11 protein-coding genes are annotated in these 15,291 nt (G+C 41.9%); 4 read left to right on the top strand and 7 right to left on the bottom strand.

Annotated features, from left to right (window positions below):
• Nucleotides 1–17 precede the first annotated feature (17 nt).
• The 3 genes from E4F24_RS00805 to E4F24_RS00795 form a co-directional block, all read right to left on the bottom strand.
• The gene (locus E4F24_RS00805) at nt 18–1,151 is read right to left on the bottom strand and encodes a FecR family protein (RefSeq protein ID WP_181182326.1); all 1,134 of its coding nucleotides are present in this window, start codon (nt 1,149–1,151) and stop codon (nt 18–20) included.
• Between the two features lie 80 nt (nt 1,152–1,231).
• Nucleotides 1,232–1,804 carry an RNA polymerase sigma factor gene (locus E4F24_RS00800; RefSeq protein ID WP_140936709.1) on the bottom strand — a complete coding sequence of 191 codons (573 nt, stop codon included), beginning with the start codon at nt 1,802–1,804 and terminating at the stop codon, nt 1,232–1,234.
• Between the two features lie 209 nt (nt 1,805–2,013).
• Entirely contained in the window at nt 2,014–2,580 is a 567-nt protein-coding gene (locus tag E4F24_RS00795) for a helix-turn-helix domain-containing protein (RefSeq protein ID WP_140936708.1), read from the bottom strand.
• Nucleotides 2,581–2,874: 294 nt separating this feature from the next.
• Between E4F24_RS00795 and E4F24_RS00790 the strand changes: the two genes are divergently transcribed.
• Nucleotides 2,875–4,323 (top strand): glyceraldehyde-3-phosphate dehydrogenase, encoded by a 1,449-nt coding sequence (locus tag E4F24_RS00790; RefSeq protein WP_140936707.1) that lies wholly within the window; start codon nt 2,875–2,877, stop codon nt 4,321–4,323.
• Between the two features lie 226 nt (nt 4,324–4,549).
• Here the strand turns inward: E4F24_RS00790 and secDF are convergent, their stop codons facing one another.
• Nucleotides 4,550–7,552, bottom strand: coding sequence for a protein translocase subunit SecDF (secDF, locus tag E4F24_RS00785; protein ID WP_140936706.1), 3,003 nt, complete (start codon nt 7,550–7,552; stop codon nt 4,550–4,552).
• Nucleotides 7,553–7,896: 344 nt separating this feature from the next.
• Between secDF and guaB the strand changes: the two genes are divergently transcribed.
• The gene (guaB, locus tag E4F24_RS00780) at nt 7,897–9,372 is read left to right on the top strand and encodes an IMP dehydrogenase (RefSeq protein ID WP_140936705.1); all 1,476 of its coding nucleotides are present in this window, start codon (nt 7,897–7,899) and stop codon (nt 9,370–9,372) included.
• Between the two features lie 705 nt (nt 9,373–10,077).
• On the opposite strand, the gene E4F24_RS00775 is transcribed toward guaB, so the two are convergent.
• Nucleotides 10,078–10,302, bottom strand: coding sequence for a hypothetical protein (locus E4F24_RS00775; protein ID WP_140936704.1), 225 nt, complete (start codon nt 10,300–10,302; stop codon nt 10,078–10,080).
• A gap of 40 nt (nt 10,303–10,342) precedes the next feature.
• Between E4F24_RS00775 and E4F24_RS00770 the strand changes: the two genes are divergently transcribed.
• Nucleotides 10,343–11,584: a thioredoxin family protein gene (locus E4F24_RS00770; protein WP_235891121.1), complete on the top strand. Its 1,242-nt coding sequence runs from the start codon at nt 10,343–10,345 to the stop codon at nt 11,582–11,584.
• Between the two features lie 80 nt (nt 11,585–11,664).
• Here E4F24_RS00770 and E4F24_RS00765 read toward each other — a convergent pair whose 3' ends face one another.
• Nucleotides 11,665–13,056: an arginine decarboxylase gene (locus E4F24_RS00765; protein WP_140936702.1), complete on the bottom strand. Its 1,392-nt coding sequence runs from the start codon at nt 13,054–13,056 to the stop codon at nt 11,665–11,667.
• A gap of 109 nt (nt 13,057–13,165) precedes the next feature.
• Between E4F24_RS00765 and argS the strand changes: the two genes are divergently transcribed.
• A complete protein-coding gene (gene argS / locus E4F24_RS00760) occupies nt 13,166–14,947 on the top strand; it encodes an arginine--tRNA ligase (RefSeq protein WP_140936701.1) in 1,782 nt (593 codons plus the stop codon).
• Between the two features lie 44 nt (nt 14,948–14,991).
• Here the strand turns inward: argS and E4F24_RS00755 are convergent, their stop codons facing one another.
• Nucleotides 14,992–15,234: a hypothetical protein gene (locus E4F24_RS00755; protein WP_140936700.1), complete on the bottom strand. Its 243-nt coding sequence runs from the start codon at nt 15,232–15,234 to the stop codon at nt 14,992–14,994.
• Nucleotides 15,235–15,291 lie beyond the last annotated feature (57 nt).

Below are 15,291 nucleotides of genomic sequence, written 5' to 3'. Positions count from 1 at the left end.
AGTTAGATTAGTAATATTTAGTTAATGATTAAGTTTACGCGGTTATCGTCGTTTAAAGTAGGGTTAACGGTTAAGTCAGCATACCTTAATAGTTTGACGAGCTGGTCAAGGGGTAAGTTTTTTGGGATCTTACCGCTGTAACGTGTGCCTCTGTTGTTCTTTTCGTACGTAATATCAATGTTGTACCAGCGAGCGATTTGACCGAGCACCTCTTCGGTGTTGGTGCCGTCAAAGCAAAACAGATCTTTGGTCCAACCCAATACGACTTCTAAATCAACTATTGCCGTTCGAATTTGTTGTTCCGTTAAGACTGCCTGTTGGCGCGGATGTAACAATACACCTCCGAGCCGGCGGTTTTCAGGTTGGACCTGCACGCTCCCTTCTTCCAAGGTGGTATAGATCATTTTATCTTTCTGGTATGCTTTTATATTGAATTTTGTGCCCAATACCTCTGTTTCCTGTCTAGCTGTTTTTACGATAAAACGACTTGAAGAGCTCGATTTGGTGACTTGGAAATAGGCTTCTCCTTCCAAATAGACGATACGGTCTCCATCGCCAAATGCTACTGGATAAGTTAATTTGGATTGTTCATTGAGCCTTACTTTAGTGCCGTCGGAGAGTATCAGGTCGTAGGTGGCGGCTTGTGGAGTTTGCATGGTGTGCATCTGATCCTTTACATGCGCTATGTGCTTACTATGGTACGTTATTTGGCCATTTTGATCTTTTGTAATCGTGAAACTGCCTATCTCAAGAGATTCGTTGGCCTTTAGATCGTCGGCAGCAATAACCTGACCATCGGGTAGCGTGATAATGGCTTGCTGCTTTCCGGGGAGCACCTGTGCAAGTCGTTGTTCGTCTGCCGGAAGAACAGCTGGTTTTTGTGCCCAATAAAGATAACCCATTAAGGCAACGAGAGATATGGAAGCTGCTGCCGCTATTGCTTGCAACAGGCGTTTTGTGTTTTTTGGAACAGCCGCAGCTCGAATAGAGGTGAATACCCGTTTCTTCGCACGGATTTCCAGCTCCCGAATACTTGCTTCATTGGGTAATGGCTGCTTCTGTTCGTCGTACCAGTCGTAAATCTCCTTTCGTTCTGCGAGATTCTCTTCCCGGGCTATATAGTTAGAGAAAAGGTCTTTTTTATCTTTCATATTATAGGTGAGCATAGTCCGCTCGTTATTATATAAGTGACGGAAATCCAGGTTAGCACCTACGTCTTTTTGTGTTTTTTTTAAAAAAGAAGAAAAAAGCTGAAATATTTTTTTGTGATTACCCGTAATCGCTTGATAGCCTTGTTGATCTGGTTTTCAACGGTGGATTCGGAAATAGCAAGTTTTTCGGCGATTTGACGATTGGTCAGGAAGGAATTTCGACTAAGTTTAAATATTTCCTTACATTTTTCAGGTAGATTTTCGATTCCATTTTCGACTATATCCAGGATATACCGGTAGTAAAGTCTATCTTCAAGCGGCAGACTGGAATCTGCAAATTCATAATCCAGCAAATCAACATATTGTTCCTGCACTGCTCGTTTGCGGTAGTAGGCTAAAATAAGGTAGCGACAGGACGAAAAGAGATAGGCCGGCAGTGATTCTATTGCCAATAGATTTTTTCTGTTTTTCCACAAGGAAAGGAAAAGATCATGTACAATATCTTCTGCAACGGAGATTTCACTGACTTTGGATAATACGTGTCGGATCAAACTGGGACAAAACAGATCATATAACATAGAAAAGGATTTTTGGTTATCCTCGGCTATATCTGCCAATAAATGGTAATAATCTGATTTTGTAATTCCTTCCATTTTTTCAAAGGTATAAAAGTAACAATTATTTAACGTTTCTACCTTCATTTTATAAATCCGGCATACCTCATTTCAAATTAATCATCCGTTTTTAATAAAATAATACCAAACATGGTGCTTTTTTTCGCGAGAAACAGTGCCTGCTAAAGAAGACTAAGGAGAGGAAATATAACTGCAAAATTGTTTACAGTAGTTAAAGCAAGGCTTGATTAGAGTTGGTCCAGAGGGATTCTATGCTGTTGTGCTGTGCTCATCTTAAACTCCGAAGGAGATCGTTTGGTTATATCTTTAAACTGCTTACTTAAATGCGCCACACTACTGTAGTGAAGTAGAAAGGCAATTTCTTTGAGCGAATACTCGTTGTACGTGAGTAATTCTTTTACCTTTTCTATTTTTAATCGGATGAAATACTTCTCTATGGTTGTGCGCTCGATTTCCGAAAAAATGTTACTCAGGGTCTGGTAGCCGGTTTGCAGCGTTTCACTAAGGTAAACCGAAAGTTTTATGTGCTGTTGATCCGGATGATTAATCAGTTCTAACAAGGTCACTTTGATCTTTTCAACCAGATGCTCTTTGGGGTCGGTAAGGATTTCAAATCCTATTTTATGGAGTGCTGTCTTCAGGGATTGGAGCTGTTCGTTGTGCAACCGCTTAGGGAGTTGTATCAATCCCAATTGAACCTTGGTATAGGGAATATCCTCTTGTCGTAATACAGCCTCTACTGCCGTCAGGCAACGGGGGCATACCATATTTTTGATTGTAAGATTCCTGTCCATATCGTACAAATGTACTAAGAAACTGTCTGAAAATGATAAAAGAACGTTATTCCGACAGGGGTGATGCCTCACCCCACAGGTACGTCCGCTGCACCCTGATACTTGCTTTGCAGTCGACTGTACTAAGATATACCGAAATATTTTTTTAATAATTTCAATTATGTTATATATTTATTATGAATAAATTAATTGTATGATGTTATTTGTTATATAAATTGTTATTTTAATAATTTTTAAGCTACATGTTGAAATAAATATATATGTTTGCATCCGAATTATCAATTGTAATCTAGGATGTCGAATAACGTCGTTTTTGAACAGGAAATCAAAACATACACCAAGAAACAAAATGCTGCAACCACACTCACGGAAATAGTCAGCAATCTATGGTACAATCAAGCCGTTGAACTGGTTTTATTTAGGAATCAACTTGTCGATCGCAGGGTCAGTCATATTTTGAATGTGCACAGTGCGTCACATGAACTTACCGAGCAACCGATCTCTATATTTGAATCCGTAAAGATCGCCCAGGCGTTGACGCAGTTGCATCTCTGTCCTGCGCGGATAGATATCGGCAAACTCGCCTTGCGATTGCGTGAAAAGTCTGTAGTGGACAGCGAAATACCACAGTTTCTGATAGGAGAGTTAAAACTTGCTGACACGCCTAAGTCTTTAGTGCCCCGGGATGTAGTTTTATACGGTTTTGGGCGGATTGGGCGCTTGCTGGCACGCGAACTTATTGCCAAAGCCGGAGCCGGAAAGCAGTTGAGGTTACGCGCAATTGTAACACGGGACAATTTGGATGCCGAAACACTGGAAAAGAGAGCCGCTTTGCTCCGCAATGATTCCATACATGGACGATTTGATGGAGAGGTGGAAGTGGATGTTGTACGTAAGGCGTTGATAATTAATGGAATTACGGTTTATGTTATTTCAGCACAGGAACCTGAGCATATTGACTATGGTGTATATGGCATTCAGGATGCTTTACTGATCGATAATACAGGTGCATTTAGGGATGAAAAACAACTATCAAGGCATCTGATTGCTAATGGAATAGCGCAGGTGTTATTGACCGCGCCAGGGAAGGGGATTCCGAACATTGTATTTGGTGTTAATGAACACTGTGTCGATACAAGCAAACAGCACATTGTTTCGGCAGCTTCTTGTACGACAAATGCGATTGCACCAGTACTTCAATTGATAGAGAAGGAGCTAGGTATTGTAAAAGGTCATATAGAAACCATTCATGCGTACACCAATGACCAGAATCTGGTAGATAATATGCACAAGAAATCAAGACGTGGTCGTGCGGCTGCCGTCAATATGGTGATAACAGAAACCGGAGCAGGCACAGCTGTTGCAAAATCCATTCCTTCCTTAGCAGGTAAACTTACCTCAAATGCGATCCGAGTACCCGTGCCAAACGGATCTCTGGCTATTCTTAATCTGGAAATAGAAAACCCGACTTCCGTTGAACAGTTCAAGGCTTTATTGCAGAAGGCCTCTTTATACGGAGATCTTGTAGAGCAAATAAAATATTCGAATAACCGCGAACTGGTATCATCGGACTGTATCGGTACTACCTTTTCTTCCATAATAGATGCACCTGCTACAATCGTTTCCAACGACGGTAAAGGTATTGTACTGTACATCTGGTACGATAACGAGTATGGTTATATGCATCAGGTTATGCGATTAGCGCGGCATATCGCCGGGGTGCGAAGATATACCTACTATTAATAGCATAGCGGGCTACCAACTCCAATTTTCAACATGTAATATTAATTCCGGTAGCCCGTTTTTTTTAAAATCACGCAAAGCTTTTACAATAAGTTTTGCGTGATTTTTATTTGGTAGCAACACCGAATATTGGTTGCGGAGGAGTTCTGCTTACCAGCCACAATATACCTCAAAACAAAAGGCCACCTTTTAGGTAGCCTTTTGTTTTGAGGTATATTAAATCCGATTACGGAGTTACTACTTTAGCTTTAGTTTCTACGGCTTTCGTAAAATGCTTTTTACTGCTTAAATCGTACACCGAAGGTGCTGCCAAGAAGATCGAAGAGTAGGTCGCAACCACAATACCAACCAAGATAGCGAAAGAGAAACCTCTGATCACCTCTCCACCGAATATAAATAAGATCACTAATACGAATATAATCGTTAATGAAGTAATCACGGTACGGCTAAGTGTGGTATTGATCGCATGGTTAACGATATCTCCGAAATTTTTGCTGTACGCACCGGGTTTCGTCAAATCTTCCCGCACACGGTCAAATACAACTACGGTGTCATTCACAGAATAAGCCAGTACTGTAAGAAGAGCCGCCACAAAGTGTTGGTCGATATCTAAGGAGAAAGGTACGATTCCGTCCAAGATAGAGAATAATCCTAATATTATTATACCATCATGTATTGTCGCAACTGCTGCACCAATAGAATACTGCCATTTGTGGAAGCGAACCAATATATAACCGGCAATAATCAATATCGAAATAATACCTGACCACCATGCTCTATCCTTGATGTCGGTAGCAATGGATGGTCCTACTTTTTGTGACGATAAAATTTCATATTTATTACCTTCGATTTTTGATAGACCTTCATTTAGTTTTGCCAATACCTCTTCATCTGCTTCATCTGAAGTTTCATTGATGTGATAAGTCGTTGTTACCCGAACTTGATTCGCACTACCAAATGTTTTTACTTCTGTTGTCAGGTTAAAAGTATTGTCCAGATTTTGACGAATCTCTTCCAAATTGACCGAATTTGCATAGCTTACGGTGTACGTACGACCACCTTGGAAATCCACACCGAGTGAAAAACCTTTGGTAAGGATCGAAGCGATACAAACCGCAATAGCAACTAAGGATATGATATAAAAAGTTTTACGCTTTTTGATAAATTGAAAACTTGCATTTTGCAGTGTATTTGCTGACCACGGCAAAGAAACCGAAATTTTCATATCCTTATCCAACATGTATTCGAAAATCAAACGTGAGATGAATATCGATGTAAACAGGGAAGTGATAATACCGATCATCAATGTCGTTGCAAATCCTAAGATAGGTCCGCTACCAAAGAAGAACAACACCATACCTACCAAGAAAGTTGTAATCTGTGAATCGAGGATAGATGGCAACGCGTGTTTGTAACCATCAGCAATCGCTTGACGAATACTTTTACCCAGGCGCAATTCTTCCCGTATACGTTCGTAGATAAGTACGTTGGCATCCACTGCCGTACCCATTGTTAATACGATACCTGCAATACCCGGTAATGTCAGTACAGCGTTAAGAGACGCCAATACGCCCATTAAGAAGAATACGTTGAACAGAACGGCAATATTTGCTGCAATACCGGCACGATTGTAATAAGCAATCATGAAGATCATGACCACGATGATACCGATAAAAGCTGAGTTTACACCTGCATCAATAGCAGCCTGACCAAGTGAAGGTCCTACAATAGCCTCTTCAACGATTTTAGCTGTAGTCGGTAAGCGACCTGCTTTCAGTACGTTGGCTAAATCTTTTGTGTCTTCAATGGTAAAGCTACCCGAAATTTGAGAGCTTCCGTTAGGGATTTCTTCATTTACCGAAGGAGCAGAATATACAACACCATCCAATACAATCGCGATAGCTTCTCTGTTTTGAGCAGCTTTAGCCGTGATTTTACGCCATTCACGAGCTCCAACGGAGTTCATGCTCATGGATACCACAGGTGTATTGTTCTGATCGAAATTATCTGTTGCGTCGGTAATTACATCACCTGTTAATACCGCCGGGTTTTCTCCGGGAGCTGGTTTTATCGCATAAAGTGACAGTACATTAGGTGAACGTTGTTCCGGTTTTACTGCCCACAACAATTTGATGTTCGCCGGCATGATAGACTTTACTTCAGGTCTGGCCAGGTAAGCATTTACTTTAGCCGTATCCTTTAGGTTTGCCATACCCACCATCGGGCCGTTAGCCAATTGAGGCTGGCCATTTTCTGCTGTATAAACAGCCGGGCTTAAAACGCTGAATAATGGGTTTTCTGCTGCAAGGTTTGCAGATACAGCCGAAGAATCGCTGTTTTCAGATTTATTAGCACCTAGATTTGCCAATAAATTACCCTCATTATCTGTTGAGTCAGCAGCTGTAGCATCTCCTTGTGCCGCTGTTGCGCTGGCAGGAGTTGTCTCTGTTGCTTTTAATGTTCCGGCTAGTGTACGGTTTATGTTTTCGAGTAAAGGATATACCTGAAAGTTGTCATGTGTTTCGTAGAACTCTAATTTAGCCGAACCTTGTAATAATTTCCGTACCCGAGCCTCATCGTTTACACCCGGTAACTCAATAAGGATACGGTTTGTACCTTGTTGAATTTGGATATTTGGAGAAGCAACACCGAATTTATCAATACGTGTACGTAATACTTTGTATGAATTTTGAATAGCGTTGTCAGATTCCTTTTGTAAGAAATTTTTAACATCGTTGTCCGAACTCGTCGCTTTAATTAACGTCGCATTGTCTTTGGTCGCAAAAAAAGTGGCCAATGAAGTAGAAGCCCCGGTTGCTTTGTACTCGTCAATAAATAAATCTACTACAGATTTGTTTGCAGTTTTACTTTTTTGAATCGCATGTTGTAAAGCCGTGTTGAATTTTTCGTCTTTCGTCTTATTGGCCAGGTTACGGATCAACTCGTCTAATGAGATTTCCATTGTAACGTTCATACCACCTTTAAGATCGAGACCCAACGCGAGCTCGTATGCCTTACATTCCCGGTACGTGTACTTAGCAATTCCTAAGTTAAATACGGTTTCACTAGCTATAGAATCCAAATAGGCTTTTTCCTTAGCCATATCGCCGGCTGCATATAATGCAGCATCACGCTCTACTTTACGTGTCACAAATGTGAATGATAGGGAATAGAGGCATGCCAATGATACCACTATTACCAAAAATTTAATCAGCCCTTTACTCTGCATTTTTGTATTCGTGTATTAGTTTGATATAGTTTATAGTTTTTTATTGTTTTTTAGTTGATAAAAAATAATTTACCAAGAACCGCAAAGGTATAAAAATTTTACATAATGAAAACAAAAATCGAAGATAGGTGTCAAAAAATATCAGATTCGAAAACAAGCGGTTTGCTGATCGGTAAATTAGCAAATTCATCTGTTTGCGAATCTGCCAGTTTTGAAATTTAATTTAACGGTATTCGTGTTTATAATCGGATTGTCATTTCTCCGCAAATAGTAGTTTTTATTTGATGAAAACGTTTTTTTTTGTAATTTTGCCTGGCAAATAGAAAACCCAGAACGTATTTGCCATGCAATTAGATTCACAAAAATTCGTAGCTGAAGGACTTACATACGACGATGTCTTATTGATCCCAGCATATTCAGAAATTCTACCAAGAGATGTAGATACGAGTACATACCTCACAAAGAAGATTAAGCTTAATATACCGTTAGTATCAGCTGCTATGGATACCGTAACAGAGTCTGATTTGGCGATAGCGATAGCGCAAGCGGGCGGTATAGGTATGTTGCACAAGAATATGACGATTGATCAGCAGGCAGCAGAGGTGCGTAAGGTGAAGCGTTCGGAGAGTGGAATGATTCAGGATCCGGTTACCTTGTTGAAAAATGCCACTGTAGGCGATGCCTTCGCGATTATGAGAGAGCATAAGATTGGCGGTATTCCGGTTATCGATCTTGATGGAAGATTGGTGGGGATAGTAACCAACAGAGATCTTCGTTTTCAGAAAGATATGACCAGGCCTATCAGTGAACTCATGACAAAAGATGGTCTTGTTGTTGCTCCTGAAGGGACGGATTTGGTGAGGGCAGAGGAGATCCTTCAAAACTATAAAATAGAGAAACTTCCGGTAGTCGATGCCGATTATTTTTTAAAGGGTTTGATTACCTTTAAAGATATTCAGAAATATAAGCATTATCCCAATGCAGCTAAGGATGGTCACGGCCGATTATTAGTGGGCGCGGCGGTAGGTGTTACGGCCGATACGCTGGAGCGTGTGGATGCACTGGTAAAAGCCGGGGTGGATGTGGTTACCATCGATACGGCACATGGTCACTCGCTGGGGGTTATTAATAAGCTGAAAGAAGTCAAATCTAAATATCCGGATTTGCAGGTTATCGTAGGTAACATTGCTACAGGTGCAGCTGCCAAAGCTTTGGCTGAGGCCGGAGCTGATGGTGTTAAAGTCGGTATTGGCCCGGGATCTATCTGTACGACCCGTATCATTGCAGGTGTTGGTGTACCACAATTGTATGCGGTATATGAGGTTGCTAAAGCCTTGAAAGGTACAGGTGTTCCGCTTATTGCGGATGGTGGCATCAAACAAACCGGAGATATCGCAAAAGCAATTGCTGCAGGAGCGAATACCATAATGGCAGGTTCTCTTTTCGCCGGGGTAGAAGAGGCTCCGGGCGAAACCATCTTATTAGAAGGACGTAAATTTAAATCCTATCGTGGTATGGGATCGGTAGAAGCAATGGAAAAAGGCTCTAAAGATCGTTATTTCCAAGATGTGGAAGCAGATATCAAGAAATTAGTACCGGAGGGTATTGTAGGACGTGTGCCGTATAAGGGCACGTTAGCTGAAGTGGTATATCAATATATCGGCGGATTACGTGCATCTATGGGGTACTGTGGTGCCGGATCTATCGCGAAACTTCAGGAAGCGCAATTTGTACGTATTACAGGTGCCGGTTTACGCGAATCGCACCCACATAACATACAGATTACCAAAGAGGCTCCGAACTACAATAGCAGAGGTTAAAAATACTTTAACGGATCATAAAAGGATAGCCCGGAAAATTATTTTCGGGCTATTTTTGTTAAATCTGTAGAGAGGGTGCTTTGAATAAGTGTTTTTTTTGGTGATGTTAAAGGGAGGATTAATTTAATCTATTTTTTTTTGGTTTGTCCATCGCATTACCTTTCCGTCGTTGCCACGACAGGGCCTTCATTTTTTTCTTGATAAAAAAACGAAGCAAAAAAATCAAGGCTGTATCGTATTTGTCGTTCCGGCTACGCGATGATGCAGTGCGCAGCTCTTAGGCCTCCACCGCTCCGTCCCAAAGCAAAGGCTGAGACCTGCTTGGAAAGTACAAACTTAAACCTTTCTGCATGGCATCATCTGCTGCCTACTCGTCCAAATCCGCTAAGGCCGTTTTTTTTATTCAGCTGAGGAATAAAGTAATATCTAAGAATAAAGCACTATCCTTACATACCCGACAAATGTCGCCTTAGCCATTTGCCAATAGCAGGAGGAAGCACTAACCACTGTGGCAAATGGGTACAGCGACGACTTCCTGCCTGCCGGCAGGCAGGTTGCTTCTTTTGAGAGAAAAGAAGGAGGCTGCCCGCCGATGAGGGCAAAAGATAAAATACAGATATTAATGGTTGCTAATACAACTTGAAATTAGCGAGCGACAAACAAATTTGATTAAATTAATCCATCCTTCATAATCTTCTGTGGAAACTATCGAAAACTATTGCCAATGATGTTTATTCGTTGAAATAAGTAAGCGATTGCAAGAAAATCTGAAATACTGCTGTTTTCAATCTGATGATGATGGCGGCGCAACAAAAATATTACAGTACCGAATAGATCCCTGTCGTTCGATTTGGTAAAAGCGTGGTGACTGGCGTAGATATTGCTCTTTTGATTTACAAAAAATAGTGTAACTTTAGCTTGAAAAAGCATTCGATTTAGTTATACGGTGCGTTTAAAATAGAATATACACATGAAAAATCTTTTTTTAATCTTATTTATTATTCCCCTAATCAGCTTTGCGCAAGAAAGTGGAATTCAATTTGAACATGGTACAAATTGGGAAAATGTTAAGGCGAAAGCAAAAACGGAAAACAAGCATATTTTTGTGGACTGTTTTACGACCTGGTGTGGCCCCTGTAAGTACATGTCGGCTAATATTTTCCCGCAGGCGAAAGTGGGTGAATTTTTCAATGCAAATTTTGTAAACTTAAAGCTTCAAATGGATCAAACCAAAGCTGATAGTGAGGATGTGAAATCCTGGTATGACGAGGCGACACGATTTGGTAAGGATTATTCAGTACGTGCATATCCGACGTTTCTGATTTTTAATCCGGATGGAGAACTGGTGCATCGTATTGTTGGTGGTGGAGAAGCCGACCAGTTTATTGCTAAAGCGAAAGAGGGTTTAGATCCGGAAACACAATACATGACCGTGCTTAAAAAATTTGAAGCCAACCCAACAGATGCGGCAATAGCCAAGCAAACGGCGAAGACCGCCAGGGGAGCTTATGATCAGGAATTAGCTACAAAAGCGATGGAGCGCTATATTGATCTGATAAGTACTGAAGCCTTGTTGACTACTGAAAATATTGATTTTTTGTTACAAGGGGCTACTTCTACAAAGTCAGTGGCTTTTAAAATATTACTGGACAATAAAGCCAAGGTAGATGAATTGTTTGTCGGTCAACAGGGATCTGTCGATGATGTACTTGCTACGGTGATTGTTCGTGAAAAAGTTTTTCCGGCCCTGCGTGCGCAAAATGCGGTAGTTGATTTTGAGGTGTTTGAGGCAGATCTGAAAAAGGAATTTCCTGCTGTTGAGCTAAAAGCTTCGCTGGCGCTGGTAAAAGCACAATACTATTCCGGCAAAAAAAACTGGACTGCTTTTAAAGACGCGGTCGAAGAATATTTGAATTTAAGTACAAAAGAAATAACGCCATCGATGCTCAATTCATTTGCCTGGTCTATTTTTGAAAATTGTGATGATGCTGCCTGTGTTAAAGCAGCCTTAGCCTGGAGCAAAAAATCATTAGAATCCGGTGATAATGCCGTGATGTTAGATACCTACGCGAATTTGTTATACAAATCCGGAGACAAGGAAACGGCTATTGCAACGCAGGAGAAGGCACTGGCCTTAGCTTCTGAGAAAGAAAAAGAAACGTATCGGGCTACCCTCGAAAAGATGAAAGTGGGGCAGCCTACCTGGAATTAATTTTAGTTTTTTCTCAATAAAAATGCCCCAAAAAGTGTCTGACTTTTTGGGGCATTTTTATTGGCCGCTTTTTTATTTAACTACTGGTATCCCAATAATTTCATGACTTGTTTTGAATTTTGTTCCTCGCCGAATACTTCGTAATTGAATGTTTCGTCGCGGTTGCGGCGAATCAATACATGCTTGGGCGAAGGCAGCAGGCAGTGGTGTATCCCGCCGTATCCACTCAGTACATCCTGATAGGCTCCCGTATGGAAGAAACCAAGATACTGTACTTTACGTGTTTTGGGCATAAAGACGGAGCTGGTGTGTGCCTCCTGATTATAGTAATCCTGTCCGTCGCAGGTAATCCCGCCTAAATTGACCCGTTCGTATTCCGAATCCCAATTATTGATAGGCAGGAGAATATATTTTTGGTTCAGCGCCCATACATCAGGTAAGTTGGTGATGAATGACCCGTCGATCATAAACCATTTCTCGCGGTCATTCTGTTGTTTACGACCCAATACTTTATATAAGATTCCCGAAGCCTCGGCCACGGTATATTTTCCAAATTCGGTAATGATATCCGGTTCCATCACCTCATGGTGCGCACAGATCTGTTTGATGCGGTTCACGATTTCATTCACCATATACTCGTAGTCGAAATCATGTACCAGCGAGTCTTTGAACGGCATACCGCCACCGATATCCAACGTATCCAGATCGGGATTGATCTTTTTGAATTTACAGTATAAGGTCACGTATTTCTCCAGTTCGTTCCAGTAATATGGTGTATCGGAGATTCCTGAATTGATAAAAAAGTGTAATAGTTTAACTTTAAAATTGGGGTTGTCTACAATCTTGTTGTTATAGAATTCGATTACGTCTTCCATACGGATCCCTAAGCGGGAGGTATAGAACTGCGAATCGGGTTGTTCCTCAGCCGCGATACGGATCCCCAGGGAGCAGGGCTCCTCCAGTTCGATCTCATCGTCGTACAGGTTAAATTCTTCTTTGTTATCCAATACCGGGATAATATTTTTGAATCCATCGTGGATCATATCAATGATATACTGCTTGTACTGATACGTCTTAAAGCCATTACATATCACCGTGATATCCTTGGTGACCTTACCCTGGCGTTCCAGAGAATCGATCATGGGCATATCAAATGCAGAGGAGGTCTCCAGGTGAATATCGTTTTTCAACGCTTCTTCTACGATATGCTTGAAATGGGAGGATTTCGTACAGTAACAATATTTATAAGACCCGCGGTAATCGTGTTTCAGGATTGCCGTCTGAAACAAAATTTTCGCCTGTTGGATTTTTTTGCTGACAATGGGTAAATACGTAAAACGCAATGGCGTGCCATACGTTTCTATCATCTCCATCAAATTCAGGTCGTGGAAGTACAATTCGTCGTCGATAATTTCGAATCCGTCTTGCGGAAAACCAACACTTAGGTCAAGAAATTCCTGATAGCTCTGCATTTTTTATTATTTTTGGCAAAGATATACTTTCAGGATGAATACCTAAACACTTAGGTTGATAAATTTCTAATTCATTATCAGAGAGTTGTAAAAATTACGAAATAATTACATGGCTACTTCTATTCAACAGACACTCATCGAACAGACCGTTCGTGCTGTAAAAGAACTTTATAACGCGGAAATTCCGGTTTCTCAGGTTACCTTGCAGGAGACACGCAAGGAATTTGAGGGGCAGATTACCATTGTAACGTTTCCGGTAACACGCTTTTCAAAGAAATCTCCGGAGCAGACAGGGACCGAGATCGGCGAATACCTGCAGAGCAATATCGCGGAAATCTCCGGCTTTAATATTATCAAAGGCTTTTTGAATATCAGCCTGGCAGATAGCTATTGGATCGACCTCCTGAACAATACCTTGCTCAGGGCTGATTATGGACAGTTCCCTTCGAACGGGAAGCGTCTGATGGTCGAGTATTCTTCTCCCAATACCAATAAGCCCTTGCACTTGGGGCATATCCGCAACAACCTGTTGGGGTATTCCGTAGCGGAGATCCTGAAGGCTTACGGCTATGATGTGGTAAAAGCTAATTTGGTGAACGACCGCGGGATCCACATCTGTAAATCGATGCTGGCCTGGCAGAAGTTTGGCAATGGGGAGACTCCGGAGTCTGCCAACCTGAAAGGGGATCACCTGGTCGGCAAATACTATGTGATATTCGATAAGGAATACAAGAAAGAAACAGAAGGCTTGGTGGCGGCAGGGCAGACGGAGGAAGAGGCGAAGAAGCATGCCCCATTGATTAAAGAAGCACAGGAGATGCTCCGGAAATGGGAGGCAGGTGACGAAGAAGTAATCGCACTGTGGAAAACGATGAACACCTGGGTGTATGCGGGTTTCGAGAAGACGTACAGGCAGCTCGGTGTTGATTTTGATAAATATTATTACGAGTCGAATACCTATCTGTTGGGCAAGGATATCATTCAGGAAGGCCTGGATTCGGGTGTTTTCTTTAAAAAAGAAGACAATTCGGTGTGGATTGACCTGAGTGACGAAGGTTTGGATCAGAAGCTGGTACTGCGTGGCGATGGTACTTCGGTGTATATCACACAGGATCTGGGGACTGCCCAGCTGAAGTATGACGAATTTGGGATGAATGAATCTATTTATGTCGTTGGCAACGAGCAGGACTACCATTTCAAGGTATTGTTTCTGATCTTGAAAAAACTGGGCAAATCATGGGCCGATGGATTGTTCCACTTGTCGTACGGTATGGTAGATCTTCCTTCGGGTAAAATGAAATCCCGTGAGGGAACGGTCGTAGATGCGGATGATCTCATGGTCGAAATGATCGAAACTGCGCAGGCACGTACCGAAGAGTTAGGGAAGACCGAAGGACTGACCGAAGAAGCCAAAGCCGAGTTATACGATACCATCGGTATGGGGGCATTGAAATACTTTTTGTTGAAAGTAGACCCGAAAAAAAGACTGTTGTTCGATCCGAATGAATCGGTCGATTTTCAAGGCCATACGGGGCCGTTTATCCAATACACCCATGCCCGTATTAAATCGGTGTTGCGCAAGGCGACGTACACTTCGGGGGCTGTCGCTGTACCGCCGGTGTTATCGGTATTTGAGCGCGATCTGATTCAGTCGCTGGCAAATTATCCGACTATTATTGAAGCATCGGCGAAGGAATTTAGTCCGGCACAGCTGGCAAATTATGTGTATGATGTAGCTAAGTTGTATAATAAATTTTACCACGAAGAGACGATCCTGAAAGCAGAAGATTCCGAGGTTAAGGCATTCCGCCTGAACCTATCCGCTACAGCGGCCAAGGTTATATCGGAGAGTATGCGCATGTTAGGGATTGCCGTTCCGGAGCAGATGTAACGTTGTCCTGGACGGACGGTCTTTGCTCTTTTTTATTTTCGCCTCTATGCCGGCGAAGGGCATCCTACTTTTGACCGCAAAAGTAGGCAAAACTCGTCGCTGTACCCATTTGCCACAATGGCAAGTGCATCCTCGTGCAATTGGCAAATGGCTAAGGCGACATTTGTCGAATTTGTAAGGATAGTGGTTGTGATGCAAATGGGTACAGAGACACGCTCCTGCCTGGCGGCAGGCAGGTTTGCATACTTTTGGCAAGACAACCCTCGAAGAGGTCTCTTGAATGCCATTGAAATACAAATAAAGAATGAAAAAAAGTATGGACCCGTCGCGGTCTAAGCGACAAA

It is taken from the genome of Sphingobacterium lumbrici, from assembly GCF_006476045.1.
Classification (GTDB): domain Bacteria; phylum Bacteroidota; class Bacteroidia; order Sphingobacteriales; family Sphingobacteriaceae; genus Sphingobacterium; species Sphingobacterium lumbrici.
The sequence above is the reverse complement of the archived record's forward strand: the minus strand, read 5'-3'. Positions and strand labels throughout refer to the sequence as shown.

Bases quoted from the DNA above. Each gene is read 5' to 3' on its own strand.
- E4F24_RS00805 (WP_181182326.1), bottom strand. From the start codon at position 1,151: ATGAAAGATAAAAAAGACCTTTTCTCTAACTATATAGCCCGGGAAGAG.
- E4F24_RS00800 (WP_140936709.1), bottom strand. From the start codon at position 1,804: ATGGAAGGAATTACAAAATCAGATTATTACCATTTATTGGCAGATATA.
- E4F24_RS00795 (WP_140936708.1), bottom strand. From the start codon at position 2,580: ATGGACAGGAATCTTACAATCAAAAATATGGTATGCCCCCGTTGCCTG.
- E4F24_RS00790 (WP_140936707.1), top strand. From the start codon at position 2,875: ATGTCGAATAACGTCGTTTTTGAACAGGAAATCAAAACATACACCAAG.
- secDF (WP_140936706.1), bottom strand. From the start codon at position 7,552: ATGCAGAGTAAAGGGCTGATTAAATTTTTGGTAATAGTGGTATCATTG.
- guaB (WP_140936705.1), top strand. From the start codon at position 7,897: ATGCAATTAGATTCACAAAAATTCGTAGCTGAAGGACTTACATACGAC.
- E4F24_RS00775 (WP_140936704.1), bottom strand. From the start codon at position 10,302: ATGCTTTTTCAAGCTAAAGTTACACTATTTTTTGTAAATCAAAAGAGC.
- E4F24_RS00770 (WP_235891121.1), top strand. From the start codon at position 10,343: ATGAAAAATCTTTTTTTAATCTTATTTATTATTCCCCTAATCAGCTTT.
- E4F24_RS00765 (WP_140936702.1), bottom strand. From the start codon at position 13,056: ATGCAGAGCTATCAGGAATTTCTTGACCTAAGTGTTGGTTTTCCGCAA.
- argS (WP_140936701.1), top strand. From the start codon at position 13,166: ATGGCTACTTCTATTCAACAGACACTCATCGAACAGACCGTTCGTGCT.
- E4F24_RS00755 (WP_140936700.1), bottom strand. From the start codon at position 15,234: ATGGCATTCAAGAGACCTCTTCGAGGGTTGTCTTGCCAAAAGTATGCA.